Source organism: Thiocapsa sp. C2-2m, assembly GCF_041903745.1.
In the GTDB taxonomy this organism is placed as follows: Bacteria; Pseudomonadota; Gammaproteobacteria; order Chromatiales; family Chromatiaceae; genus Thiocapsa; species Thiocapsa roseilacustris.
In genome coordinates this window covers 25,191-48,454 of the sequence record NZ_JBBWVD010000012.1, presented here as the reverse complement: position 1 = coordinate 48,454, position 23,264 = coordinate 25,191, and the positions used below count along the sequence as shown (strand labels likewise).

The following is a 23,264-nucleotide window of genomic DNA, read 5'->3' as shown; positions in this document are numbered from 1 at the left end:
GGCTGACGGGGCGCCGGCTCGATCCGACCGGCGCCCTCGGCCCGCCCCCGGACGGCCCGCATTCAGTCGAGATCCGGAGGCCCGACTGGTGTCATCGCGTTGCCCACCTCCAGCCAGAGGTCGAGCAACCGCTGAACGGGGTCCACACCTTGTCGCTTTAGGGCCGAGAACAGCATCACCTCGACCTCCCCCACCATACCCGAGACGGCCTGCTCGACCGCATGCTGAGTTGCGCGGGCCGCCCCGGCCTTGAGCTTGTCCGCCTTGGTAAGCAACACGAGCATCGGCAGGTCGGCTCGCCCACCCCAATGGAGCATCTGGCGGTCGAACTCGGCGAGCGGGTGGCGGATATCCATAACGACGACGAGACCGCCGAGCGAGCGACGCTGCTCGAGATAGGCTGCCATGTGCTGCTGCCAGTCGCGCTTGACCGTATCCGGAACCTTGGCATATCCGTAACCGGGGAGATCGACCAAGCGCCGCGCCTCGTCGAGCTCGAAAAAGATGAGCTGCTGCGTCCGTCCGGGTGTCTTGCTCGTGCGGGCGAGCGCGTTCTGATGGCAAAGTGCATTGATCGCACTGGACTTCCCGGCATTCGACCGCCCCGCAAAGGCAACCTCGCGCCCCTCGTCCGCGGGACATTGCTCAACCCGAGCGGCAGCCGTCAGAAAATGGGCGCGTTGGTAGAATGGATTCATCGTAAGCTGGGGCTGGATGCGGTTTAACTCCAACACTTGGAGCCGCAAAAGTGCAGGTGATCCCACATCCGGGTCGCCCAAGACGGCTTTTGGTGGCGCGACAAGGCGCCTGCGGCGAGAAAGAATCGACTGTAATCCTGATCGCTGTGCAGGATATGATCGAGCAGCCAATGCTTGAGATGCCGCATCAGGCCCTCGTCGAGCGGCGTCCGATCGACGTCGAGGCGACGCTGCAGATCCAGCATGCTGCGGATCAGCCCTTCGTGCTGTGTCTTGTGGCGCTCGTAATCCGGATAGCCGAAGATGCGCATCAGGCTCTCCTCGACGGCGAAATGGATCTTGGTGTATTCGGCGAGCCTGCCGAGAACCTCAAGCTGCCGCTCGCGTTCGATACCCGCGACGACCGCATCCTGCAGCTCGTTGATCAAGTCGATCAGGGCTTGGTGCTGTGCGTCGATCTCGTCGATGCCGACGCTGAGCGCGGCTGACCACTCCACGAATTGAGTCATTGCTTTTTCCATGATGCGCGGCGCTCATCCGAGTCACCTCAAGCGGGATCGCCTGTAACGGGGTCGTCCGAATCCGGATCGCAGTCGCCGGGAGACGCAACGCCCCGGACCCAACGGCCGGATTGCCCTCCATCCTTCTCAAGCACGCGTACACCTTCGATACTCATGCCCCGATCCACCGCCTTGCACATGTCGTAGATGGTCAAGAGACTGATCTGCACCGCGCAGAGCGCCTCCATTTCGACCCCGGTGGGGCCACTAGTCTCGACCGTAGCCGAACAATAGACGGCCGAGGACTCGGCACGCGGCTCCAGCTCGACGGCGACCCGGGTCAGACTCAACGGATGACACAAGGGCACTAGATCGGCGGTGCGTTTGGCGCCCATGATCCCTGCGATCCGCGCAACCCCAAGCACATCGCCCTTACGGTGCTCGCCGCTGAGGACCAGGTCGAGCGTGGACGGCTCCATCCGGATGCTCCCCTCTGCGACGGCCCGGCGTTTGGTGACGGCCTTATCCCCCACATCCACCATACGGGCCGCACCCTTCTCGTCGAAATGTGTGAACGGCATCTGCGATCCGCGAAGTGGAGGGTCTAAGGGGCCGGCAAGGACACCAACAGGGGAGAACGACAAGGATCTCGGCGAATAGCCCGACCGAGACGCCGTATAGGGCGCTCGCCCCGAGGAAGGGCGAGCGACGGACGCATCAGAAGGCCGGCTTCTCCGGTGCTTCCTCAAACATCTTCACACTGTTCATGATCTCTTCGCGCGCGTCTTCGCGGCCGCCCCAGCCCAAGACGCGGACCCACTTGCCTTCATCCAAATCTTTGTAATGTTCAAAGAAGTGAGAGATCTGATCGAGCAGATGGGCCGGCATGTCGCGGAAACTCTCGATCTCGCGGTAACCCTTGAAGAGCTTGTCGATCGGGAGTGCCAGGATCTTGGCATCGTCCCCGGATTCGTCGGTCATCTTGAGCACGCCAATCGGGCGGCACTTGATGACGGACCCCGAGATCAGGGGATAAGGTGTGACCACGATCACGTCGACCGGATCGCCATCCGCTGACAAGGTGTTCGGCACATACCCATAGTTGCAGGGATAGTGCATCGCCGTGGACATGAAACGATCGACGAACATAGCGCCGGTCGCCTTGTCCATCTCGTACTTCACCGGCTCGGCGTGCGAGGGTATCTCGATTATGACGTTGATTTCGCTCGGGATATTGTCGCCGCGTGGGACGCGCTTCGGATCCATGGGTCAGCCTCCGTGGTTCGGATGGAATCGCCGGGACACAACCGAATCGCCGATGCACGGCCGGTCGCGTTGGCGGGGTCAGGTCGATTCCGCCCGATTGTAGCCCATCCCGTGCCGGGAAATCCCAATGATCGTCCGCGGACTGAGCCGCGTCCGGCGTCGCGCCCGAGATCGACGCGGCATTCGATCGCCAAGCGGATCCAGCCGTCAGCCGTCAGCCGTCAGCCGTCAGCCGTCAGCCTCAAGCCTGGATGCCGGAGGCCGGAAGCTGATAGCTGATAGCTGATAGCTGATAGCTGATAGCTGATAGCTGATAGCTGATAGCTGATAGCTGATAGCTGATAGCTGATAGCTGATAGCTGATAGCTGATAGCTGATAGCTGATAGCTAAAGACGAGAAGTCAAAAGCAGGCGGCCGGCGGCCGCCTCCCCCCGAGCCCCCTCAGATCTCGAACGCCGGCAGCCGCTTCTCGACCGCGACGTTCTTGAGCGTGATGTACTTGGGCAGCCCCTTCTCGAACGGCGGATAGTCCTCGCCCTGGATCAGCGGGATCAGATATTCTTTGCAGACCGGGGTGATTCCGAAACCGTCGTCCGAGATGAATTCACGCGGCATGAACTTCTCAACGTTGGCGACCTCCGACAGCGGCGCCTCGCCGACCTCCCAACGATAGGGGTCCTGGCTGACCCGCTTGATCGTCGGCATGATGGCGTTGTGCCCCTCAAGGGCGAATTGGACCGCCGCCCGCCCCATCGCATAGGCCTGCTCGACGTCGGTCTTGGAGGCCAGATGACGGGCCGCGCGCTGGAGATAATCGGCGACCGCCCAATGGAACTTGTAGCCGGTGGCATCCTTGATCATGTTGGCCACGACCGGTGCCGCCCCACCCAGTTGGGCATGGCCGAAGGCATCGCGTGTGCCCTGCTCGGCGAGGAAACGGCCGTCCGGATATTTCGCGCCCTCGGAGACCACGATGGTGCAGTAGCCGTGCTGCTCGACCTTCTGCTTGACCGCGGCGAGGAAGCGCTCCTGGTCGAACTCGATCTCGGGAAACAGGATCAGGACCGGGATGCCGTGGTCTTCGACCAATCCGCCCGCCGCGGCGATCCAGCCGGCATGCCGACCCATCACCTCGAGCACGAAAATCTTGGTCGAGGTCTTGGCCATGGAGCGCACGTCGAACGAGGCCTCCAGGGTCGAGGTGGCGATGTACTTGGCGACCGAGCCGAAGCCCGGACAGTTGTCGGTGATCGGCAGATCGTTGTCGACCGTCTTGGGCACATGGACGGCCTGCACCGGGTAGCCCATGGTCTCGGAGAGCTGGGAGATCTTGTAGCAGGTGTCGGCCGAGTCGCCGCCGCCGTTGTAGAAGAAATAGCCGATCTCGTGGGCCTTGAAGACCTCGATCAGACGCTCGTACTCGCGCTTGTTGGCCTCCAGGCTCTTGAGCTTGTAGCGGCAGGAGCCGAACGCGCCCGAGGGAGTGTAACGCAGCGCGGCAATGGCCTCGTCGGACTCGCGGCCGGTGTCGATCAGATCCTCGGTCAGGGCCCCGATGATGCCGTTGCGCCCGGCGTAGACCTTGCCGATCCGCACGGAGTGCAGCCGCGCGGTTTCGATCACGCCGCAGGCCGAGGCATTGATGACGGCGGTGACGCCGCCGGATTGTGCGTAAAAGGCATTCTTGGCTGTCATATCTGTCCCCTTGTCTTTAGATGCTTGTCTTTAGATGCTTGTCGTTCGGTGTCGGCGCTTGTCCGACGATGCGGTCCGTGGATACCCGGTCTGTGCTCAGTGCTTGCGGCCAGGTGGCTCCCCGCGCTGCTCCGCGACGGCACGCTCGGGCTGAGCCGTATCACCGACAAAACGCGGGCCTTGTTGGTTGGGCAGCGCCGTGCGATCGCGGATATCGTGCCCGGCGCGGCTTCGAATTAAGAATAACACCGATAACTGAAGTCAAGGCAGCCGAGCAGCTTCCGAATGTTGCGAATCCAAAAACATCGCATACCGCGCTGGGCGCGGTCTAATTCGGACGCGCAAGCGGCGGCAGGTCGCTCCCCAGGCCGAGCGCGCGCTGCATGAAGAGCGCCTTGATGGGTCCGATTCGGTCGGTCAGGGTCAACCCGAGGCTGCGCGCTGCAGCAACCGGCGGGGCTTCGTTGCTGAAGGCCCGTTTGATCAGATCCATCGCGGCCAGCATAACGGTGTTGTCCCCGCGGCGCGCTCGCTCGTAATGGCGCAACGCCCAGAGACCCGCGATGTCGCGTCCCCGCTCCAGCGCGAGATCGATCGCCGCGGCCAACTCGGCGGCGTCGAGGAACCCCAGGTTCACGCCCTGTCCGGCCAGTGGATGGACCGCATGAGCAGCGTCGCCGACCAGGGCCAACCCAGGCAGGACGTACTGCTTGGCGTGCTGGAGTCGAAGCGGAAAGGCGGCGCGCGACCCCTCGACGACGAGCGCGCCGAGCCGCGCCTCGGAGGCATCCGTCAGGGCCGCCGAGAAGGCGGCATCGCCCATCGCCAGCAACTCGGCGGCACGCCCCTCGGTGGCGGACCACACGAGCGAGCAGCGCCCGTCGGCCAACGGCAGCAAGGCCAGCGGTCCGGTCGGCAGAAAGCGCTGCCAAGCGGTCTCTTCGTGCCACTGCTGCGGCAAGATGTTGGCGACGATCGCGCGCTGGTCATAGTCCCGGCCTTCGGTCTCGATGCCCGAGAGCTCGCGCACCAGTGAATCGCGCCCGTCCGCGGCAACCAACAGGCGACCCGCAATGACCTGTCCGTCGGCGAGCACCACCCGCGATGCGGTCTCCGTGCGTTCGATCTCGACGATGGACGCGGGGCAGACGAGCCTGATGTCCGGCGAGGACTCAAGTGTCTCCCAAAGCGCCAGTTGGATGACGCGGTTCTCGACGATATGCCCGAGATCGGGCTCCCCGAGCGATTGGGCATCGAAATGGATGCTCCCGCCGCCGATTGCGTCCCACACACACATCTTGCGATAGGGGTTGGCGCCCAGCGCCCCGATGCGCTGCCAGGCGCCGAGCCGCGCGAGGATCCGTTGGCTCGCTCGACTCAAGGCGGAGACACGCAGGTCGACCTCGCCCGCGGGCCACTCGCGCTGCGGTGTGCGGGTCTCGATGACCGCGATCCGCAGCCCCTTGCCGGAACAGGCGCGGGCGAGTGCGGCCCCGACCATTCCGCCACCGACCACGAGCAGATCGAACAACGCCTCTTGCGAGGCGGTCGTGTCCGGGCCACTCGATGACATGGACTCAGTTTCGTGCATCGGTCTTCTCCAAAGGGACCCCGCAGGCGAGGCGGGGCAGGCGCCCGCCCACGCCCATGAACCGCTGCGCTACGCGGTGGCGCGCCGGGGGGATGAGATCCAGCCCCAACATGGCCATGTTGCGTGCGAGCCGCAGCGGGGTCCAGGGGTTGACGAAGACGCGGGCGAGCAGATCGGTCAGTCGCGCCGTACTCGGCTGATCCGACCCGCGCCAGTCCCGATAGTCCGAGAGTGCCGCCGGACCGCCGAGATCCGCACCCGCACGGACGCTCTGGGCGATGACCTCGGCGAGGGCAGCGACGTCGCGCAGACCTAGATTGAAGCCTTGGCCGGCCACCGGGTGAAGGGTGTGTGCCGCGTTGCCGATGAGCACGACACGCGGTTGCACCGGGTTGCGCGTGAGCACCAGCTTCAGGGGATAGGCGCGACGCGGACCCACCTGCAGAAAACGCCCGAGCCGGTAGCCGAAACGCGCTTGCAGGCGCGCCAGGAAGGCGTCGTCCGAGAGTCCGAGCAGCGTGCTCGTCTCCTCGCCGCGACAGGTCCAGACCACCGAGTAGCGTCCGCCCGTCATCGGCAGCAGGGCCAACGGCCCCGTGTCGGTGAAGCGCTCAAAGGCAACGCCGGTCCGCGGGCGATCCGGCGAGACCGTCGTAATAACGGCGTCTTGCGCGTAGCGCTCGTCCCGGGTCTCAAGGTCGAGCTGCCGTCGCACCGCCGAATCTCCGCCGTCGGCCGCAACCAACAGCGCCGCACTCAAACCCAAACGCTCGTCCCCGTGCTGCACCGCGAGCTCGACTCGGTCGGCCGCAACACGGTGCTCCGAGAGCCGCGCCGGGCAGAGCAGCTCCACGTCCGGCGACAACGCGAGTGCGGAGCGAATCGCGGCCCCCATCACGCGCGCCGGGGCGACGTAGCCGAGGGCCTCGACACCGGCATCGTCCGGGCCCAGCCGCGTGAACCCGCAATGCCCGCGATCGGAGACATGGACCTGCCGAATCGGCTCTGCCTCAGGGGCAATGTCCGGCCAGACGCCGATCGCTTCGAGGATCCGGCGACTGCCCCAAGACAAGGCAATAACGCGCTCGTCGTAGCTCGGCTGGTGCTCGGCCGAGGCCGGCACTGCCTCCACGACCGCGATCCGCAGCCCGCAGCCGGATAGGGCGCAGGCCAGGCTACCGCCCACCAAGCCTCCGCCGATGATGACCAGATCGTATTCGTGCATGCTTGCCTTTAAACCGCGCCCGGTGCGGTATGCGTGATGTGTTGGAGTGGCTTGGCCGCACCAGCTCCGACGACTGTCGGAGCCGGCGCGGTTTAAAGTACTAAAAAATATTAAATTCTAAACCGCGTCTCACCGAGATCGTGGACATCTCCAAAGACAAACGCAAAATGAAAATGACGCATGTCGCTCCGGACGCGGTTTAGTTGTTCGCCATGAGGGATTCGATCGCCTCGGGATCCTTCGGTGCCGCGGCCGATAGGATCTCGTTGCCCGACTCCGTGACCAGGACATCGTCCTCGATGCGGATCCCGATCTGTCGATAGGGCTCCGGGATCTCATCCGAATCGGCCAAGTAGAGTCCGGGTTCCACCGTCAACACCATCCCGGGTTCGAAGGGTCGCCACGCGCCCTTCTGCTTGTAGCTTCCGACGTCGTGGACATCCATTCCCAGCCAATGCCCCGTGCGATGCATGTAATAGGGCTTGTGCGCTTCTTCCTTGATCAGCTCGTCGAGCTTGCCCTTGAGCAGGCCGAGATGGATAAGCCCCTTGGTCAAAACCTTGACCGCCTCGTCGTGCGGCTCGTTCCAGAGATTGCCGGGCTTGGCCTTGCCGATCGCAGCAGCCTGCGCCTCGAGCACCAGCTCGTAGATCTCGCGCTGTGGTGCGCTGAAGCGTCCGCTCACGGGGAAGGTCCGGGTGATGTCCGAGGCATACCCCCCGAGCTCGCATCCGGCATCGATCAGAACGAGATCCCCGTCGCGCAGCGGCGCCCGGTTCTCGACATAGTGCAGGATGCAGCCGTTGGCGCCGCCGCCGACGATTGGGGAGTAGGCTTGATCGCGCGCACCCGAGGCGGCGCAGACGTGGTGAAACTCGGCCTCGAGCCGTGACTCGTTCATGCCGGGCTCGCAGATCTGCATCAGCCGCCGGTGAGCCGCCGCGGAGATCTCCGCTGCTCGGCGCATCTGCTTGATCTCGGCAGGGCTTTTACGCAGACGCATCTCGTGCAGCACCGACTCAATGGTCACGAAGGTCGCGGGCGCGCAAGCGCCGGCGCGGACGTTCGCACGGACCCGGTTGACCCAGCCCATGACCTGCGCGTCGAGCGCCGCATCGCTGCCGATCGCGAAATACAGCCGCTCACGCCCGTCGAGCAGGGTCGGCATGACCGTGTCGAGCTCGCTCAGGGGATACGCCTGATCGGCTCCAAAATCCGCCGTCGCACCCTCCACACCCGCGCGACGGCCGTCCCACTGCTCGCGCTCCGGATCGCGAGGCCGACAGAAGAGCACGTACTCCCCGTCTTTGCGTTTCGGCGCAATCAGGGCGAAGGCATCGGGTTCGGAGAAACCCGTCAAGTAGACGAAGTCGCTGTTCTGGCGAAACGGGTAATGGACATCGCGGTTGCGCACGACCTCGCGCGCGGCCGGAAGGATCGCGATGCTGTTCGGGCCGATCGACTGAGCCAGGGCGCGACGTCGTCGCTTGTACTCGGCCGCTGTCATGACTCGGGCACGTGAGCGCGAGCGACAACGCGCTCCTGATAAATCGTCATGGCCGCAACCCGGATGAATTCGCTCACTTCGGTCAATGCCCCTTCGTTTTGCTCGTCGTCATCGAGTCCATCGAGATCCATGCGCGTCACTTCGGTAAAATCACGTAGGATCTCGCTCGTCTCGGCAGAGGGCTGCGCGCCGGTATGGTCGAGCGTTCCCCACGCGTAAAGAAACCCGCGCACCCAGTCATAGAGGGCCATCGCCCGTTCTGCAAGGGGTCGAGTGTCGTCGGGCAAGAACAGGGAGAGACCGAATTCAGACGCCTCGAGCTCCTCGCGCGTCAGTCGCGCCAGCTCAGACAGGGCCTCGCGCCCCTCGTCGATCAACAAATCACCCGCCTCGGACTCGGGCCGGAGCTGTTGCAGCCAGGTGGACTCGGGGTTTGCATCGCCGCCGCACATCAAACCGCAGAGGATGCCGTGGGCCTCGCTGGGAGTCGCGCAGAGTGCGCCCCCCGCCAGATAACGGGCAAGCCGATCGTCGTCGATATTCGTGGCGACCTCCTCTCGGGGAAGAGTGCGGGAAACGGGGGATGGGCACCGGGAGATCAAAAGCCCGGATACCATGCGATAATACCATGCGCTTTCGCGCGATTGACCGCCCTCCGCACGCCTTCTATAGTGCGGCGAACTTCAACGGAGTCGTGGACTTTGGCACATTTCGACCTCGACCAATTGGAACAACAGGTAGAGACCTTGATCCGCCTGAATCAACGCCTGCGCGACGAAAACAAGTCCCTGCGGGCTCGCCAGGAGACGCTGATCGGCGAGCGCGGCGAGCTGATCGAAAAGACCGAGCAGGCACGTAGCCGAGTCGAGGCCATGTTGTCGCGTCTGCGCGCGATGGAGGAAAGTCTGTGAGCGACGAGCCGATTCAGGTCAGTATCAGGATCCTCGACAAGGACTACCGCATCGCCTGCGCGCCGCATGAAGAAGGCGGACTGCGCGCATCGGCACGCATTCTCGACGGCAAGATGCGCGAAATCCGCAAGACCGGTCGCGTCATCGGCACCGACCGTATCGCCGTGATGGCGGCTCTCAATATCGCCCATGAGCTGCTTCAGCTTCAGAAGACCCGCACACTCGATGGTAGCGAGATCGACCCGCGGCTGGCGCTCCTGCAGGCGCGAGTCGCGGAAGCGCTGGCGGCCGAACAGGCGCTGGACGCGTCGGGCGAAAGGGTATAGCCTTCATCTCAAGACATCCCCTGCAGTGTTCGATCGTGGCCTGGGTATTTTCTTGAGCCTAATCGCTGCCCTGGGGACACAGAAGCGAGGCTGTTGTGCATGTCCGCCTTCGAGCGGGAAGCCTGAAGCCGAGTCGAGTGTTCCCACTTGAACCTCTTGGTTCAAGAACAAAGGTCTGCAACGGCACAGGCGGGGGGTGTCCCCCTTTTGCTCACGCCATGTGCGATCCAAAACGTCTCCGTCTAGCACTACGCGCGAGCCGCCGGTCCTTGAGTCTCCGGTCACGGCGTCGTCATGCGCGTCTCGTGGCGCAACTGCTTCGTCGTCAAATCTTCTTTCTGCGCGCCCGCCGGATCGCGGCCTACTGGCCGGCCGATGGAGAGCTTGACCCACGACCCCTGCTGAAGGATGCGCTCGAGGACGGAAAAGCAGTCTATCTTCCGGTGTTGAGCCGAAGGATCGGGGAACGATCTCGGATCAAACTCAGCTTCGTGCGTTGGATCGCCGGCGAGACGATGCGTCCCAATCGCTTCGGCATCCCCGAGCCTACCCGGCGTGGCCGTCACATCCGCCCCGCTCGCCATCTCGACCTGATCCTGGTCCCGCTGGTGGGATTCGACAGCGCCTGCAATCGCATCGGCATGGGCGGCGGTTATTACGACCGGACCCTGGCCTATCTGAAGGCACGCCGATTTTGGCGGCGACCCCGCCTGATCGGGCTCGCGCACGAGTGCCAGCGCATCGAGGAGATCGAGCCTCGCACCTGGGATATTCCGCTCGATGCCGTCGTGACCGAACGGCGGGTGTATTTTAGATCGCGTCCCGAGTGATAAAGCTGGCTTCGGACCGCTCGTCCTTCTCTCGAGCCTGACCCGCTTGCGGGACGCATTTTTCGAGGGTGATTGACCCGAAAGCATCGACCAACATGGATCGGGGCGACTGAAGTCGCCCCTACATGCCCTGCATCCGTGCGCAGTCGAGACGCGTGTTCCCGGAAATCGCCTCGATTGCCTTTTAAATCATCTAAACCGCGCCACGCCGAGGCCGTTGTTTGCGAAAATGCAGCGGTCCTTCGCGACCATCGCAGATCACCCCAAGCGCGGTTTAGATCCGGCAAAAAGGCGATAGGCCGGATTCTCGCTCTCTTCCCAATACTGATAACCTAATGTATCGAGCGCCCCGCGAAAGGCATCCGTTTCGTCCGGCGGAATCTGGGCGCCCATCAGGACGCGCCCGTAGGCGGCACCGTGGTTGCGGTAGTGAAACAGTGTGATGTTCCAACGCTTTCCGAGGGCCGAGAGAAAATCCAGCAGCGCACCGGGGCGCTCCGGGAACTCGAATCGCACGAGCGTCTCGCCCTCGATCCCTTCGGCATGCCCGCCCACCATGTAGCGGATGTGCAGTTTCGCCGTCTCGTTCTCGGTCATGTCGAGTACGCCGAAACCTTTTTCCAAAAGGCGGCCGATCAGCTCGGCACGCTCCTCGTCGCCGCGCGCAAGCTCCACACCGACGAAGACCTGCGCCCGTGACGCATCCGAGTAGCGATAGTTGAACTCGGTGATCTGACGCCGCCCGATGACGCGACAGAAGGCCAGAAAGCTCCCCGGACGCTCCGGAATCTCGACCGCAAGCAACGCCTCGCGCCGCTCGCCGAGCTCGGCGCGCTCCGCGATATGGCGCAGACGATCGAAATTGACGTTGGCGCCGCTCTCGATCGCGATCAGATGCTCGCCCTTGATCTGCTGCGTTTCGACATAGCGCTTCATGCCGGCGACGGCGAGCGCGCCGGCCGGCTCGGCGATCCCGCGGGTATCGTCGAAGACGTCTTTGACCGCGGCACAGATCTCGTCGGTGCTCACGAGCACGACCTCGTCGACACGCTCTCGTGCAATACGGAAGGTCTCCTCGCCGATCAATTTCACGGCCACGCCGTCGGCGAAGAGCCCGACCTGCGCCAGCTCCACACGCCGTCCTGCGGCGAGCGCCGCATGCAGCGTGGGCGCATCCTGCGGCTCCACACCGATGATGCGCACCTCCGGCATCAACCATTTGACGTAGGCCGCAACACCTGCGATCAGTCCGCCACCGCCCACCGGGACGAAGATCGCATAGGGCGGGACCGGATGCTGACGCAGGATCTCCATCCCGATCGTCCCTTGACCGGCGATGACATCGGGATCATCGAAGGGGTGCAGGAAGGTCAGCCCTTTCTCCGCGACCAAGGTCATGGCATGGGAGAATGCCTCGTCGTAAGAGTCGCCATGTAGGATCGCTTTGCCGCCGAGACGGCGCACCGCACGCACCTTGATGGCAGGCGTGGTCCGCGGCATGACGATGGTCGCCGGGACCCCGAGCTTGGCGGCACCGAGCGCAACCCCCTGGGCATGATTGCCCGCACTGGCCGCGATGACGCCGCGCGCGCGCACCGCGGGATCCAGATGGATCAGCTTGTTGTAGGCCCCGCGCAGCTTGAACGAGAACACGGGCTGCAAGTCCTCGCGCTTGAGAAAGACCGCGTTCTCAAGCCGCGCGGAGAGCAGCGGCGCGTGCGTCAGCGGTGTCTCGTGCGCCACATCGTAGACGCGAGCACGCAGGATCCGTTCGATATAGGCGTCAGGCATCTAAACCGCGTCCGGAGTGATAGGCATTGTTCTTGGCTTGGATCCGCCTCGACTGCTTGCAGGAACGTCGGAGCTGACGCGGTTTAGAGTGTCAAGAATATGGGTTCTTAAGCCGTGTCTCTGCCGAGCGCCGGACGGACGCTCGGCATTGGACGCACTCGAAACGAAGCTTCTCACTCTCGGCACCATGTCACTCCGGACGGATCTGTGGGGTTTCCGGGCTCTGCTATGATACTGCCGGAGCCGGAAAAAGGACCGTAGGTTGTGCCGAGCCATGCGAGGCACAACCAACCTTCGGCGCGAGTTGTGCCTCCTATCGTCAGCACAACCTACCCCCGACACTCGACCAACACACCGGAGGACACATGAACGCACAAGACACCATGAAGAAACAGGCCGCCGAGGCCGCACTTGCCTATGTCGAGGACGGCATCGTCGGGGTCGGAACGGGCTCGACGGTGAATCATTTCATCGACGCGCTGGCCGGCATCAAGGGACGCATCGAGGGCGCGGTATCGAGCTCGGTCGCCTCGACCGAACGACTCAAGGGGCATGGGATCCCGGTGTACGATCTGAACGCCGTCGGCGAGCTCTCGCTCTACGTGGACGGCGCGGACGAGTCCAACGCGCAGCTACAGTTGGTCAAGGGCGGCGGCGGGGCGCTCACCCGCGAAAAGATCGTCGCGGCGGCAAGCCGGCAGTTCGTCTGCATCGCCGACGAGAGCAAGCTGGTCAGAGTCTTGGGCGCGTTCCCGCTGCCGGTTGAGGTGATTCCGATGGCGCGCAGCTATGTCGCACGAGAGCTGGTCCAATTGGGCGGCACCCCGGTCTGGCGTGACGGATTTGTGACCGACAACGGCAACCTGATCCTCGACGTGCAGCATCTGGAGATCATGGAGCCCGCCAAACTGGAGCAAACCATCAACAATATCGCAGGCGTGGTCACCGTCGGCATCTTTGCCCTGCGTCCGGCCGATGTCTTGATCCTGGGAACCCCCGAAGGTCCCAAGACGCTGCGGGCCTGAACCACGTCCGAAGCGGCATGAATCGTTCTTGGATTGGAGCTGCCTCCGCCGGATCCTTGAACGTCCGGGTCGACGCGGTTTAGGATTCTGAAAAATAAGAATTTTAAAACGCGTTTGCGCCGAGGTTTCGGGGGTGCATACAACGCTGGATCTACTCGGAGCTCAGGATCTCGCCCTGAACGCGGTTTTATCGAGGAATCACGCCGAGGGGGCGTATCTCGGAGTCAACAAGAAAAGAGGCGACCGCGATGACGCGCCAACGAAATCTGAAGTCGGCTCATGAGCCCGGAGCGCCCATCTACGAGCAAGATCTCGTCGCTTGGGCGTTCGCGAATGCCCGCCTGCTGAGGGAGGGGCGTTTCGACAGCCTGGACGCGGAGAACATCGCCGAGGAGTTGGAGGATATGGGACGGAGCGAAAAACGGGCATTGGCGAGCCACCTGCGTGTTTTGCTCCTGCACCTCCTAAAATGGCAAGAGCAGCCGGCCCGCCGCGGACCTTCGTGGCGGCGCTCGATCCGCAACGCCCGCCAAGAGATCGAGGAGATCGTCGCGGAGAGCCCGAGCCTGGCACAGCGACTTCCCGAGATAATCGAGCAGGCCTACCCCAAGGCACTTGAATCGGCAATCGACGAGACCGGCTTGCCTTCGAACCGGTTTCCGCCGCGATGCCCCTTTCGACAGGATGAGCTGCTGAGCCCGACCTTTTGGCCCTGAGGGACAGACCCGCCTAGGAACGATTCAAAAACAAACGAAACAAGTAGGCTGGGGTGAGCTTGCGAACCCCAGCTTGACGCAAGCGCCGGGGATGCCGGGGTTCGCAAGCTCACCCCAGCCTACCCGCTACAATCATTAGTGGGAACGCGTTAAAAATAATATATTTTTTAATGCCTTAAACCGCGCCGACCCAGCGGTCGTCAAGTCTGCCGGGCCCGATCCCATCCGAAAACATCGTATTACCGAGCTGGGCGCGGTTTAAGCAATCCACCCATCACCATCGGAGCCCGACAGTTTCTAACGGCAAAAAAACGGGGCCCGAAGGCCCCGTCTCACGTTCCATGCCAGACCTAAGCTCGTTGGCTTAGAAGCTGTGCATCATGCCCACCGAGAAGCCATCCCATTGCTTGCCGGGGAGAATGTCCTTGGAATCCGTATCCACGGCGGTGTACAGCGCGTAGGCCTTGGTACGCTTGCTCAGGTTGTGATCGAACCCGATGCCCCAGGTCTCGACTTTATCGTTGTAGAAGTTGTCCACGAGTTCGCCTGCGAGCGCGCCGCCCGCCGCAGCGACAGCATTGGGCCCGAAGTTGTAATCGGCGCTGTAGTCGGCCTGGCCATACATCGCCTTGACCATGCTGTTGCCGAAGGCATATCCGGCCTGGATCTGCCAGAGCTCGACCTCTTCCGGACCATCCGGGAAGAAGGTGTTGAAGCTCCCGTCGACCGGGTCGGTGAAGCCTTCATAGCGACCGCTCGGGAATTCATTGTCGCGCTGCTCGTAAATACCGGTGAGGCTGAAGCCGTTCCAATCGAGCAGACCGAGACCGATACGCCAGGCGGTGGAATCATCATCCGTGTAGGCGCAGGTCGAGGTGAAGGGATCGCTCGGATCGCGGTTCGCGACATTAGGCGTCTCGACAGGGCAGTTGTTGCCGGTGAGGCTCACGCTTTGAGTATTGAAGTGCTGATTGCCGAGTGACTCGTAGGCGACGGACCCGTAGAAGGGACCGTTGCTGTAGATGGCCGCGAGGGAGTAGGCTCCGGCAAGGCTGTCTTCGTTGAGGTTCAGCCCCTGTCCGCCGCCCGTTGCACCGCCGGCCGGAATGATGGCACCCATCAACTGGAAGCCAGCCAGGCTCGGGCTGATATAGGCAACAACGTTGTCCGCACGCAGATCGCGGAAACCGACCGTGCCGTTGTAGTCGGCCATGGTGTCGGAGAAGAGGTCGAGCTTCCCGGTCGAAATCTTCATCGGGGTGTCGTGACGGCCGAGCAGGGCGGTACCCCAGTCGCCAGCAAGACCGACAAAGGTATTTCGGTAGGTGATGGAGTCGCTATTGCTCAGGACGTTGTTGTTGGTGTCGTTCAGGTTGATGCCGAACTCGACCTGATAGATGGCCTTGAGTCCGTTGCCCAGATCCTCGGAACCCTTGACGCCGAGTCGGCTTGCGCGGTTCACACCGGGGATGTAGCCATTCTCGGACATGCCCCATCCATCGAAGTCTTGGCCGGGAGCAGTCTTAACCAGGGTCGGGTTGCCGTTGGCGTCGAGAATGACGTTTCCGTCGGCATCCTCCGCGAATCCGTATTCCGGAAGGACGACGTTCTTGACGTTCGCATAGTCGAGGGAGACGTTCAGCTTGCCGTACAGGATAGCTTCGGCCATCGCGGCGCCCGGGGCGACCATCGCGGCAGCGACCGCGAGGCTAAGGATCTTCTTGTTCATACTCTTCTCCGCTGTTGTGAATTTGTCAGGTAGACTGCAGAAACCAACGCAATCATGCTTTGCGTACCGAACTATAGTGGAAGGCGGAGTGTTTTGCAACAGAGTGAGGGAAAAAAAGACACACACAGGAAACATGTTGCTTTTTTGCATCGACCCGAGTCGAAGCCAGCACATTCCGATCCGCTGCATAGGGGCGAACCGGTAATGGCGTCGCTGGATACCGGCGACGACGCCAGGCTGGAGACTTGATTAAGCACGACCCCCACCATCGAACGCCGCAAGCGACATGCATGCACGGGGCGCCCGAAACAGGATCGAAGAAGCACCGCAGACGGATCCCGCCGGGATCGGCAGGAGAACATGGCTTCGATGCCGGGGCTGACCTGGATGCCACATCGAAAAGATGTTGCGTAGAGTGTACAGGGGAGAACGATGGCGAAGCGAGAGCGTCCGAGATGCTTGCCGAGCCGGACATGAGGGCGCGGGGGGGTGGCTGGGGGACTAGGATTCGAACCTAGGTTGACGGAGTCAGAGTCCGCTGTCCTACCACTAGACGATCCCCCAAAAGCGGGTCGTTCCGCGGGCATCGAGGAGGTTTGATGCCCTAAGAAGACGACCGAGGTCGAGAGCGCTGTCGTGCTGCAGCCTTCAAATCGACGCGGCTCGGGAGTGCCGAGCCGGCGAAAGAGGGCCGATCGCTCTCTGGTCGTGCTTTTTTAACGCTTCGAGAACTGAGGACGCTTGCGGGCCTTGTGGAGGCCAACCTTCTTACGCTCGACCTCGCGGGCATCGCGGGTCAGGAATCCGGCGCGCCGCATCGGCGAACGTAGATTCTCGTCGAACAGAACCAGCGCACGCGCAATGCCGTGCCGGATCGCGCCGGCCTGCCCCGTGTTGCCGCCGCCGGCAACGGTGGCCTTAATGTCGACCCGGTTAAGCAACCCGGCGGTTTCGAGCGGCTGACGCACGACCATCCGAGCCGTCTCGCGGCCGAAAAATTCATCGAGCGGGCGATCGTTGACCGTGATGTTGCCGGACCCAAGGGTCAGGAAAATCCGTGCGGCAGATGTTTTGCGTCGACCGATGGCGTGTTGTCTCTCGGACATGCGTCTGATTCCTAAACGTTGAGCTCAAGGACTTGCGGCTGTTGCGCCTGATGACCGTGCTCCGGCCCGGCGTAGACACGCAGCTTCCTGAACATGGCCCGCCCGAGGGGTCCGCGCGGCAGCATCCCCTTCACGGCGATCTCGATGGCTCGCTCGGGCTTGGACTCGAGCAACTTGGCGAGATTCGTCGACTTGAGGTTGCCGATGTAGCCGGTGTGATGGTAATACATCTTGTCTTCGCGCTTGTTCCCGGTTACCCGCACCTTCTCGGCATTGATGACAACCATATAGTCGCCGGTGTCGACGTGGGGGGTGTACTGCGGCTTATGCTTGCCGCGCAGGCGAAGGGCCAATTCGCTGGCGAGCCGCCCGAGGGTCTTGCCGTCGGCATCGACCAGATACCAGGCACGGCGGACTTCCGCCGGTTTTGTACTCACTGTCGTCGTCATGTCCTTCGCTCCGGGATGCCGTACTCGCGTTGTCCCGACAACGAACACTTCACACGGCATCGTGCCGGTGCGGTTCGAGTACCGAGGCGCGCGCGGGCCGTCGATTTCGTTTTCTGGGTCGAGAAAGACCGCGAAGTCTACGTGACGACAGCATCGTACGCAACCCGAATTTGAGCCGCGATTCAGGCCGGTAACCTTAAACCGCGCCCGGCGCGGTATGCGATGTTTCTGGATGGGATCGGCCCCGGCAGATTTGACGAACGTTGGAGCCAGCGCGGTTTAAGGTATTCAAAAAAGAGATGATTTAAAGCCACGTCCCCGCCAGGGGCTGTGGATGCACCAAACGTCGAGCTCACTCGAAAATTCAGCATCTCGCTCTGGACGCGGCTTAGGGTAACCGCAGCCGATCCACCACGCGCCCGCCGATCAGATGCTCCTGCAGGATCTCCTCCAGATCCTCGCGGTCGACGTAGGTGTACCAGGTGTCCTCCGGATAGACCACGATCACGGGGCCTTCGGCACAACGGTCGAGACAGCCGGCGGTGTTGATGCGCACCCCGCCGCGCCCGGTCAGACCCAGCTCCTTGGTGCGACGCTTGAGGAAATCCCGCATCGCCATGGCCCCGCACTGGTTGCAGCATTGGCTGCCGTCCTCGCGCTGGTTGGTGCAGAAGAAGACATGATAGCGGTAGTACGACATCTTAAAATAGTGGTTAGTGGTTAGTGGTTAGTCGTTAGTGGTTAGTGGCTGGAAACGAACGCATGAACAGTGAGTTAGCCGAAAAACCGGCGCGTGTTTGAGTATCACCTGAGGGCCTTGATCATCGTTTCGGCCACATCGGCCGTGACTAGGTCGCCGACCGCGACCGCCCGGGTACGCCGGATTCATCCGGCACCCGGGGACGGGCGACTTCGGTCGACCGATCGCGCCCGCGCGGCGGACTGAAGTCCGCCTTCCCCAGGTGCCGACTGAAGTCGGCGTACCCGGGGGTGCGGCCGGAGTCTCGCGTCCGGTCGGGGAACCCAAGAGGCCTGGACGAAAGGATGACCAATGCCTCACCTGAACTCAACGCTAAGGGCGCCCCGGAAGGGTAACATAAGCAAGGTCTGCAGCGGCCGAATGCTGCGTCCGGGGCACCTGATTCGCCGGCATGGACACACTGTAAACGAACTGAGCAAGCCACTGGACGACACCCCGCGATTGAAGACCTCGACCGAAGACCCGCGCAGCCTCTCGCAGGCCGGCGCAATCCGTGAGCTGGTGCAGCTCGCCGATCAGTGCGTCAAGTGCGGGCTGTGTCTGCCCCACTGCCCGACGTTTCATCATGCGCGCCAAGAGGCAGATTCACCACGTGGGCGGATCGCCCTGATCCAAGGGTGGGCAAGCGGGGACCTGGCGTTGACGCCGACCCTCGCCGGGCATCTCGACGGCTGTCTCGGCTGCCTGAATTGCGAGCGCGTCTGCCCCTCGGAGGTCGCCTACGGGCGTATCGCCGATCAGGCGAAGGCACTGCGTACGGGCGCCTTGCCGGCGCCCCGGCGGACCTTGAAGCGGCTCGCCCTCGGCGGCTTGTCCAACGCGTGGCTGATGGGCGGATTCGCCTGGGTCCCCCGCCTTTACCTCCGTCTTGGCCTGGCCCGACTGGCGGAGCTGATCCGGCTCGACCGAATCCCCGCACTTCGTCCCTACCATAGAATGGCGACCGCGATGGGGGACGTCGCGCGGCCGATCGCCCCGATTGATCCCGATGGCGCGGACGGCGATCTCTTCCTCGGCTGCATGGGCTCGGCCGCAGAGGGACGCGCCGTCGAGGCGACCCTGAGGGTCGCGGCTCGACTGAATCTGCGCTTCCGCATCGTCTCGCCCGACACCTGCTGCGGGGCCATGCTCAGACACAACGGATTGCCCGCGCAGGCCGATGCGCAGCGCGATGCCTGCGTGCGGACGCACGGCGACCGCCCGCTCATCGGTTTGGCGAGCGCTTGCGTTGCCGAGCTTCGGGGCGATCCGGCGCTGCACGGCGCCCGGGAGCTGTGCGCCTTCCTGGACGGCCTCGAGTGGCCTGAGTCGTTGAGGATTCAACCCGATCGACGTCGCGTCCTGGTCCACGAGCCCTGCTCGCATCGCAACCAGCTTGGCGGGAATGCCGCCGTCCATCGGCTGCTCGCGCGCATCCCCGGTCTGGCGGTAGCGCCGATGCCGCCGGGCCAAGGCTGCTGCGGTGCTGCCGGGACTTACCTGCTCCAGCACCCGGCCATGGCCGAGGCCCTGCTCGCCGATCTGCTGACGCCGGTGCGGCTGGACCCCCCGGACGTGATCGTGACCACCAATCCGGGGTGCGCCCTGCACCTGGCCGCGGGCGTTCGCGAGGCGAGGCTGGATATCGCGGTCATGCACCCCGTCGAGCTGATCGCCGCGGCACTCGATCCCGAGGCTTAGAGGCCGTAGGTTGGGCAAAGCGCAGCGTGCCCAACCCGCGCCGGCATCACGGGGAGCCATTGGGCACGCTGCGCTTTTCCCAGCCGACCTGTTCTGCACCCTGTGATGCCGGCGCTGCGCTCGGCGAGAGAAGGGCTTTGGCAGGTTTGTTGTCGTCGATCTCGACAACGACAATGATTGGACATGGAACCGAGCCCGGCCGCCCGCATACTCGTCACACAGCGGCGAATCCTCGATACTGACCGCACCTCAACACCCTTCGACCGGAGCAACCCATGACGACACGCCGTTTGACGCCGATCGACCAGGTCCTGATCAACGCCGATCACGCCTTGCGGACCCTGTTCGGGCGTCCTCAGACCACCGAACGGCCCAACCCTGCAGAGGACATCCCGGAGGCCGACCTCACCGACGAGCAACGCCGGCATGTCGCCCGCCTGATGCGGATCAACCACACCGGCGAGGTCTGCGCCCAGGCCCTCTATCAGGGTCAGGCGCTGACCGCCAAGCTGCCAGACACGCGCAAACGCCTGGAGCGCTCCGCCAAGGAAGAGAATGATCATCTCGCCTGGTGTGCCGCACGCCTGGAAGACCTGGGGGATCGCAAGAGTCTCTTGAACCCGCTCTGGTACGCGGGCTCTTTTGCGATGGGCGCAGCGGCCGGGCTGGCCGGCGACAAATGGAGCCTCGGCTTCGTCGTCGAGACCGAGCGTCAGGTCGAGGACCACCTCGACGAGCATCTGGCGCAGATCCCGATCGACGACGAGAAGACACGCACCATACTAGAGCAGATGAAGGCCGACGAGGTCCACCATGCGCAGATTGCTCATGCGGCCGGCGGAGCCGAGCTGCCGGCGCCGATTCGTGCGGCGATGCGGCTGACCTCCAAGGTGATGACAGGCACGGTCTACTGGGTCTGAACCGCACTGAATTCCGCGATAGCGGAATTCAGCCCCCGAGATATTCCAGGTTCCGGCCGAGATTGCGTCCGTAGAAGATCTCGCTGAGCTCACGGCGCAGCAGCTTCTGAATACGCTGATCGTCGCGCTCCGACAGATCCTTGGCTTCGACGCAGAAGAGATAGTCGTCAAGCCTGAAGTCCTTGATCACCATCTTGGTGTGGAAGAGGTTCTCTTGGTAGACGTTCACGTCGACCATCTGATAGCGGGTCTTGGTGTCGCGCGACAGATAGTTCTGGATCGAGCTGATGTTGTGGTCGATAAAGTGCTTGCGCCCGCCGACGTCGCGCGTGAAGCCGCGCACCCGGTAGTCCATGATCACCACGTCGGACTCCAGCGCATGGATGAGATAGTTCAAGGCCCGCAGCGGCGAGATCCGCCCGCAGGTCGAGACATCGATATCCGCACGGAAGGTGCTGATCCCGGTCTGCGGATTGCTCTCCGGGTAGGTGTGAACCGTGATGTGGCTCTTGTCCAGATGGGCGACCACGGCCTCGGGCAAGGGGCCCGGCGAGGCGGTGTTGGAGATCTGCCCCGCCGCGATCGGCTCCTCGGAGATCAGCATGGTGACCGACGCGCCCTGCGGGTCGTAATCCTGGTGCGCGACATTGAGGATGGTCGCGCCGATGATCTCCGCGACGTCGGTCAGAATCGCGGTCAGACGCTCGGCGTTGTAGGCCTCGTCGATATACTGGATGTAGGCCTCGCGCTGCTCGTCCGAGTCCGCATAACAGACATCGTAGATGTTGAAGCTGAGCGTCTTGGTGAGGTTGTTGAACCCCTCCAGACGCAGCTTTTTCAGAGTCATGGGCATCGGCGTGAGACCTCCTGGACAACGAGAGCGCGCACGCTACCGTTCCGGTTCGTCGGATGCAAGAGCGACATCGAGATCGCGGATCTCGAAGTCGTGCGTGATGGTCGCGGTCGCCCCCAGCATGATGGATGCGGAGCAGTATTTTTCGGCACTGAGCTTGATCGCCCGCTCGACGCGTTGCGGATCAAGCGTGCGCCCGGTCAGGATGAAATGGACATGGATCGCGGTGAAGACCTTGGGGTCGGTCTCCGCGCGCTCCGCCGTCAACTCGACCACACAGTCGGTCACCACCTGCCGCGCCTTGCGCAGAATGAGCAGGACGTCGAACTGGGTGCAGCCGCCCAACCCGATCAGTACCATCTCCATCGGGCGCACCCCGATGTTGCGTCCGCCGAGATCGGGCGGCCCGTCCATCACGACGGCATGACCCGAGCCTGCCTCGCCCAGCATCGCCGCCCCTTCGATCCATTTCACACGTGCCTTCATCTCGATTCTCCGCCCTGACTCGTTCCGCTTGAACATGAAGAGGCCAGGCGCGTGCCCCTGTCTTGCGCGCTCCGGGTTTATCCGGCGACCACGCACGCCCCAGCCCCTATGACCACCGATCAATCAACGCCGGCACCCTGCTCCACGGCTCCAGATCGAGATGCCTCTCACGGAGGCACGGAGAGCACGGAGAATTCGAGTTCTTTCCGTTGCTCCCTTCGTGTCTCCGTGAGAGATTCTTGAATCTGACCAGTGGGCAACCAACCTCCCCTCGGGTTCGACAAGGGCAAGACGCACGCCTAGAATCCAGAGCCATGTCCGGGACAGACAGACACAGCGATCCATGACCATTTTGACGCCGCCGAAACAAGATCCCCGCTGGTTGGAACCCTTGTTGCAGTACTGTCATGCCAAGAGCTACGACAAGAACGTGGACTTCATCCGTGAAGGTGAAGCGGCGGACACGCTCTATTATCTCATCGAAGGTTCGGTCGCGGCGATGATCGACGACCCCGAGGAGCGTCGCGAGCTGCTGCTCGCCTACATCAACAAGGGCGAGTTCATCGGCGAGATGGGGCTCTTCGTCCCTCAGAAGACACGCAGCGTCATCATCCGCACCCGCACCAAATGCAAGGTCGCGGAGATCAGCTACCAGCGGCTCGATCGCCTGCTTGATGTCGAGCTCAAAGAGTACGCCAAGGATTTTCTCTACAGCGTCGGACTACAACTCTCCCAGCGTTTGCGCCAAACCAGCCGCAAGGTCGGTCACCTGGCCTTCCTGGACGTGACCGGCCGTATCGCCGGCACCTTGCTCGACCTCTGCAAACAACCCGATGCCATGACCCATCCCGACGGGATGCAGATCCGCGTCACCCGACAGGAGCTCTCGCGCAACGTCGGCTGCTCGCGCGAGATGGCCGGGCGGGTGCTCAAGAGCCTGGAGGAGCAGGGGCTGGTCAGCGTGAAGGGCAAGACGATCGTGGTGTTCGGGACGCGGTAGGGGGCCGCCAGCCGTAGGTTGGGCAAAGCGCAGCGTGCCCAACCCGCGCAGGCGTCACAGGGAAGTCACGCCGTCAGTCTCGAGCAAACCGTCGCAGAATTTGTCGTTGTCGTTGTCGTTGTCGTTGTCGTTGTCGTGATCGTAATCGGATTCCGGACGACAACGATAACGAGTCACCCGAGCTCGTCCGGGAGGCCGA

25 protein-coding genes, 1 tRNA gene and 1 other RNA gene are annotated in these 23,264 nt (G+C 63.1%); 9 read left to right on the top strand and 18 right to left on the bottom strand.

All coding sequences use genetic code 11. The features are described 5' to 3' along the window. Positions 1-62 precede the first annotated feature (62 nt). The 9 genes from yihA to AADX97_RS11030 all read right to left on the bottom strand — a co-directional run bounded on the left by yihA (position 63) and on the right by AADX97_RS11030 (position 9,100). On the bottom strand, positions 63-698 hold the full coding sequence (gene yihA, locus AADX97_RS11070) for a ribosome biogenesis GTP-binding protein YihA/YsxC (protein WP_374234309.1): 636 nt from the start codon (positions 696-698) through the stop codon (positions 63-65). A 23-nt stretch (positions 699-721) separates the two neighbouring features. Further along, entirely contained in the window at positions 722-1,207 is a 486-nt protein-coding gene (locus tag AADX97_RS11065) for a bacteriohemerythrin (protein WP_374234308.1), read from the bottom strand. A 38-nt stretch (positions 1,208-1,245) separates the two neighbouring features. Continuing rightward, positions 1,246-1,779: a cyclic pyranopterin monophosphate synthase MoaC gene (moaC, locus tag AADX97_RS11060; RefSeq protein WP_374234307.1), complete on the bottom strand. Its 534-nt coding sequence runs from the start codon at positions 1,777-1,779 to the stop codon at positions 1,246-1,248. Between the two features lie 136 nt (positions 1,780-1,915). Then, positions 1,916-2,464 carry an inorganic diphosphatase gene (ppa, locus tag AADX97_RS11055; RefSeq protein WP_374234306.1) on the bottom strand — a complete coding sequence of 183 codons (549 nt, stop codon included), beginning with the start codon at positions 2,462-2,464 and terminating at the stop codon, positions 1,916-1,918. Positions 2,465-2,906: 442 nt separating this feature from the next. After that, positions 2,907-4,160 carry a 6-phosphofructokinase gene (locus AADX97_RS11050; protein WP_374234304.1) on the bottom strand — a complete coding sequence of 418 codons (1,254 nt, stop codon included), beginning with the start codon at positions 4,158-4,160 and terminating at the stop codon, positions 2,907-2,909. A 328-nt stretch (positions 4,161-4,488) separates the two neighbouring features. Continuing rightward, positions 4,489-5,751, bottom strand: a complete 1,263-nt coding sequence (locus AADX97_RS11045; RefSeq protein ID WP_374234303.1) for a UbiH/UbiF/VisC/COQ6 family ubiquinone biosynthesis hydroxylase — start codon at positions 5,749-5,751, stop codon at positions 4,489-4,491. Then, entirely contained in the window at positions 5,738-6,976 is a 1,239-nt protein-coding gene (gene ubiH, locus AADX97_RS11040; RefSeq protein ID WP_374234302.1) for a 2-octaprenyl-6-methoxyphenyl hydroxylase, read from the bottom strand. Before ubiH ends, AADX97_RS11045 begins: the two co-directional genes overlap by 14 nt. Before the next feature lie 199 nt (positions 6,977-7,175). Further along, positions 7,176-8,483: a Xaa-Pro aminopeptidase gene (gene pepP, locus AADX97_RS11035; RefSeq protein ID WP_374234301.1), complete on the bottom strand. Its 1,308-nt coding sequence runs from the start codon at positions 8,481-8,483 to the stop codon at positions 7,176-7,178. Further along, positions 8,480-9,100: a UPF0149 family protein gene (locus tag AADX97_RS11030; protein ID WP_374234300.1), complete on the bottom strand. Its 621-nt coding sequence runs from the start codon at positions 9,098-9,100 to the stop codon at positions 8,480-8,482. The genes pepP and AADX97_RS11030 overlap by 4 nt, the downstream gene beginning before the upstream one ends. A gap of 84 nt (positions 9,101-9,184) precedes the next feature. Here AADX97_RS11030 and AADX97_RS11025 point away from each other — a divergent pair, with 84 nt between their 5' ends. From AADX97_RS11025 to AADX97_RS11010, 4 genes are all read left to right on the top strand, one after another. Continuing rightward, positions 9,185-9,394 carry a TIGR02449 family protein gene (locus AADX97_RS11025; protein ID WP_374234298.1) on the top strand — a complete coding sequence of 70 codons (210 nt, stop codon included), beginning with the start codon at positions 9,185-9,187 and terminating at the stop codon, positions 9,392-9,394. Beyond that, positions 9,391-9,720 carry a cell division protein ZapA gene (locus tag AADX97_RS11020; protein WP_374234297.1) on the top strand — a complete coding sequence of 110 codons (330 nt, stop codon included), beginning with the start codon at positions 9,391-9,393 and terminating at the stop codon, positions 9,718-9,720. Before AADX97_RS11025 ends, AADX97_RS11020 begins: the two co-directional genes overlap by 4 nt. Before the next feature lie 14 nt (positions 9,721-9,734). Beyond that, positions 9,735-9,920, top strand: a non-coding RNA gene (gene ssrS, locus AADX97_RS11015) — 6S RNA. Between the two features lie 18 nt (positions 9,921-9,938). Continuing rightward, positions 9,939-10,550: a 5-formyltetrahydrofolate cyclo-ligase gene (locus tag AADX97_RS11010; RefSeq protein WP_374234296.1), complete on the top strand. Its 612-nt coding sequence runs from the start codon at positions 9,939-9,941 to the stop codon at positions 10,548-10,550. Positions 10,551-10,808: 258 nt separating this feature from the next. Here the strand turns inward: AADX97_RS11010 and ilvA are convergent, their stop codons facing one another. Continuing rightward, entirely contained in the window at positions 10,809-12,341 is a 1,533-nt protein-coding gene (gene ilvA, locus AADX97_RS11005) for a threonine ammonia-lyase, biosynthetic (RefSeq protein WP_374234294.1), read from the bottom strand. Between the two features lie 365 nt (positions 12,342-12,706). Between ilvA and rpiA the strand changes: the two genes are divergently transcribed. After that, a complete protein-coding gene (rpiA, locus tag AADX97_RS11000) occupies positions 12,707-13,366 on the top strand; it encodes a ribose-5-phosphate isomerase RpiA (protein ID WP_374234293.1) in 660 nt (219 codons plus the stop codon). Positions 13,367-13,614: 248 nt separating this feature from the next. Further along, positions 13,615-14,082: a DUF29 domain-containing protein gene (locus AADX97_RS10995; protein ID WP_374234292.1), complete on the top strand. Its 468-nt coding sequence runs from the start codon at positions 13,615-13,617 to the stop codon at positions 14,080-14,082. 364 nt (positions 14,083-14,446) lie between these two features. Here AADX97_RS10995 and AADX97_RS10990 read toward each other — a convergent pair whose 3' ends face one another. The 5 genes from AADX97_RS10990 to AADX97_RS10970 all read right to left on the bottom strand — a co-directional run bounded on the left by AADX97_RS10990 (position 14,447) and on the right by AADX97_RS10970 (position 18,066). After that, the gene (locus tag AADX97_RS10990) at positions 14,447-15,811 is read right to left on the bottom strand and encodes a porin (protein ID WP_374234290.1); all 1,365 of its coding nucleotides are present in this window, start codon (positions 15,809-15,811) and stop codon (positions 14,447-14,449) included. 490 nt (positions 15,812-16,301) lie between these two features. Further along, positions 16,302-16,375, bottom strand: a tRNA-Gln gene (locus tag AADX97_RS10985). 152 nt (positions 16,376-16,527) lie between these two features. After that, positions 16,528-16,917 (bottom strand): 30S ribosomal protein S9, encoded by a 390-nt coding sequence (gene rpsI / locus AADX97_RS10980; RefSeq protein WP_374234289.1) that lies wholly within the window; start codon positions 16,915-16,917, stop codon positions 16,528-16,530. An 11-nt stretch (positions 16,918-16,928) separates the two neighbouring features. After that, entirely contained in the window at positions 16,929-17,366 is a 438-nt protein-coding gene (rplM, locus tag AADX97_RS10975; protein ID WP_374234288.1) for a 50S ribosomal protein L13, read from the bottom strand. 388 nt (positions 17,367-17,754) lie between these two features. Further along, positions 17,755-18,066, bottom strand: a complete 312-nt coding sequence (locus AADX97_RS10970; RefSeq protein WP_374234287.1) for a ferredoxin — start codon at positions 18,064-18,066, stop codon at positions 17,755-17,757. A gap of 501 nt (positions 18,067-18,567) precedes the next feature. Here AADX97_RS10970 and AADX97_RS10965 point away from each other — a divergent pair. Both AADX97_RS10965 and coq7 read left to right on the top strand, forming a co-directional pair. Then, positions 18,568-19,806, top strand: coding sequence for a (Fe-S)-binding protein (locus AADX97_RS10965; RefSeq protein WP_374234286.1), 1,239 nt, complete (start codon positions 18,568-18,570; stop codon positions 19,804-19,806). 275 nt (positions 19,807-20,081) lie between these two features. Beyond that, on the top strand, positions 20,082-20,726 hold the full coding sequence (gene coq7, locus AADX97_RS10960; protein ID WP_374234284.1) for a 2-polyprenyl-3-methyl-6-methoxy-1,4-benzoquinone monooxygenase: 645 nt from the start codon (positions 20,082-20,084) through the stop codon (positions 20,724-20,726). 28 nt (positions 20,727-20,754) lie between these two features. On the opposite strand, the gene speD is transcribed toward coq7, so the two are convergent. Continuing rightward, positions 20,755-21,579 carry an adenosylmethionine decarboxylase gene (gene speD, locus AADX97_RS10955; protein ID WP_374234283.1) on the bottom strand — a complete coding sequence of 275 codons (825 nt, stop codon included), beginning with the start codon at positions 21,577-21,579 and terminating at the stop codon, positions 20,755-20,757. Between the two features lie 36 nt (positions 21,580-21,615). Then, positions 21,616-22,065 carry an OsmC family protein gene (locus AADX97_RS10950; RefSeq protein ID WP_374237001.1) on the bottom strand — a complete coding sequence of 150 codons (450 nt, stop codon included), beginning with the start codon at positions 22,063-22,065 and terminating at the stop codon, positions 21,616-21,618. A gap of 343 nt (positions 22,066-22,408) precedes the next feature. Here AADX97_RS10950 and crp point away from each other — a divergent pair, with 343 nt between their 5' ends. Beyond that, on the top strand, positions 22,409-23,065 hold the full coding sequence (gene crp, locus AADX97_RS10945) for a cAMP-activated global transcriptional regulator CRP (protein ID WP_374237000.1): 657 nt from the start codon (positions 22,409-22,411) through the stop codon (positions 23,063-23,065). 54 nt (positions 23,066-23,119) lie between these two features. On the opposite strand, the gene AADX97_RS10940 is transcribed toward crp, so the two are convergent. After that, positions 23,120-23,242, bottom strand: a complete 123-nt coding sequence (locus tag AADX97_RS10940) for a hypothetical protein (protein ID WP_374238606.1) — start codon at positions 23,240-23,242, stop codon at positions 23,120-23,122. Positions 23,243-23,264 lie beyond the last annotated feature (22 nt).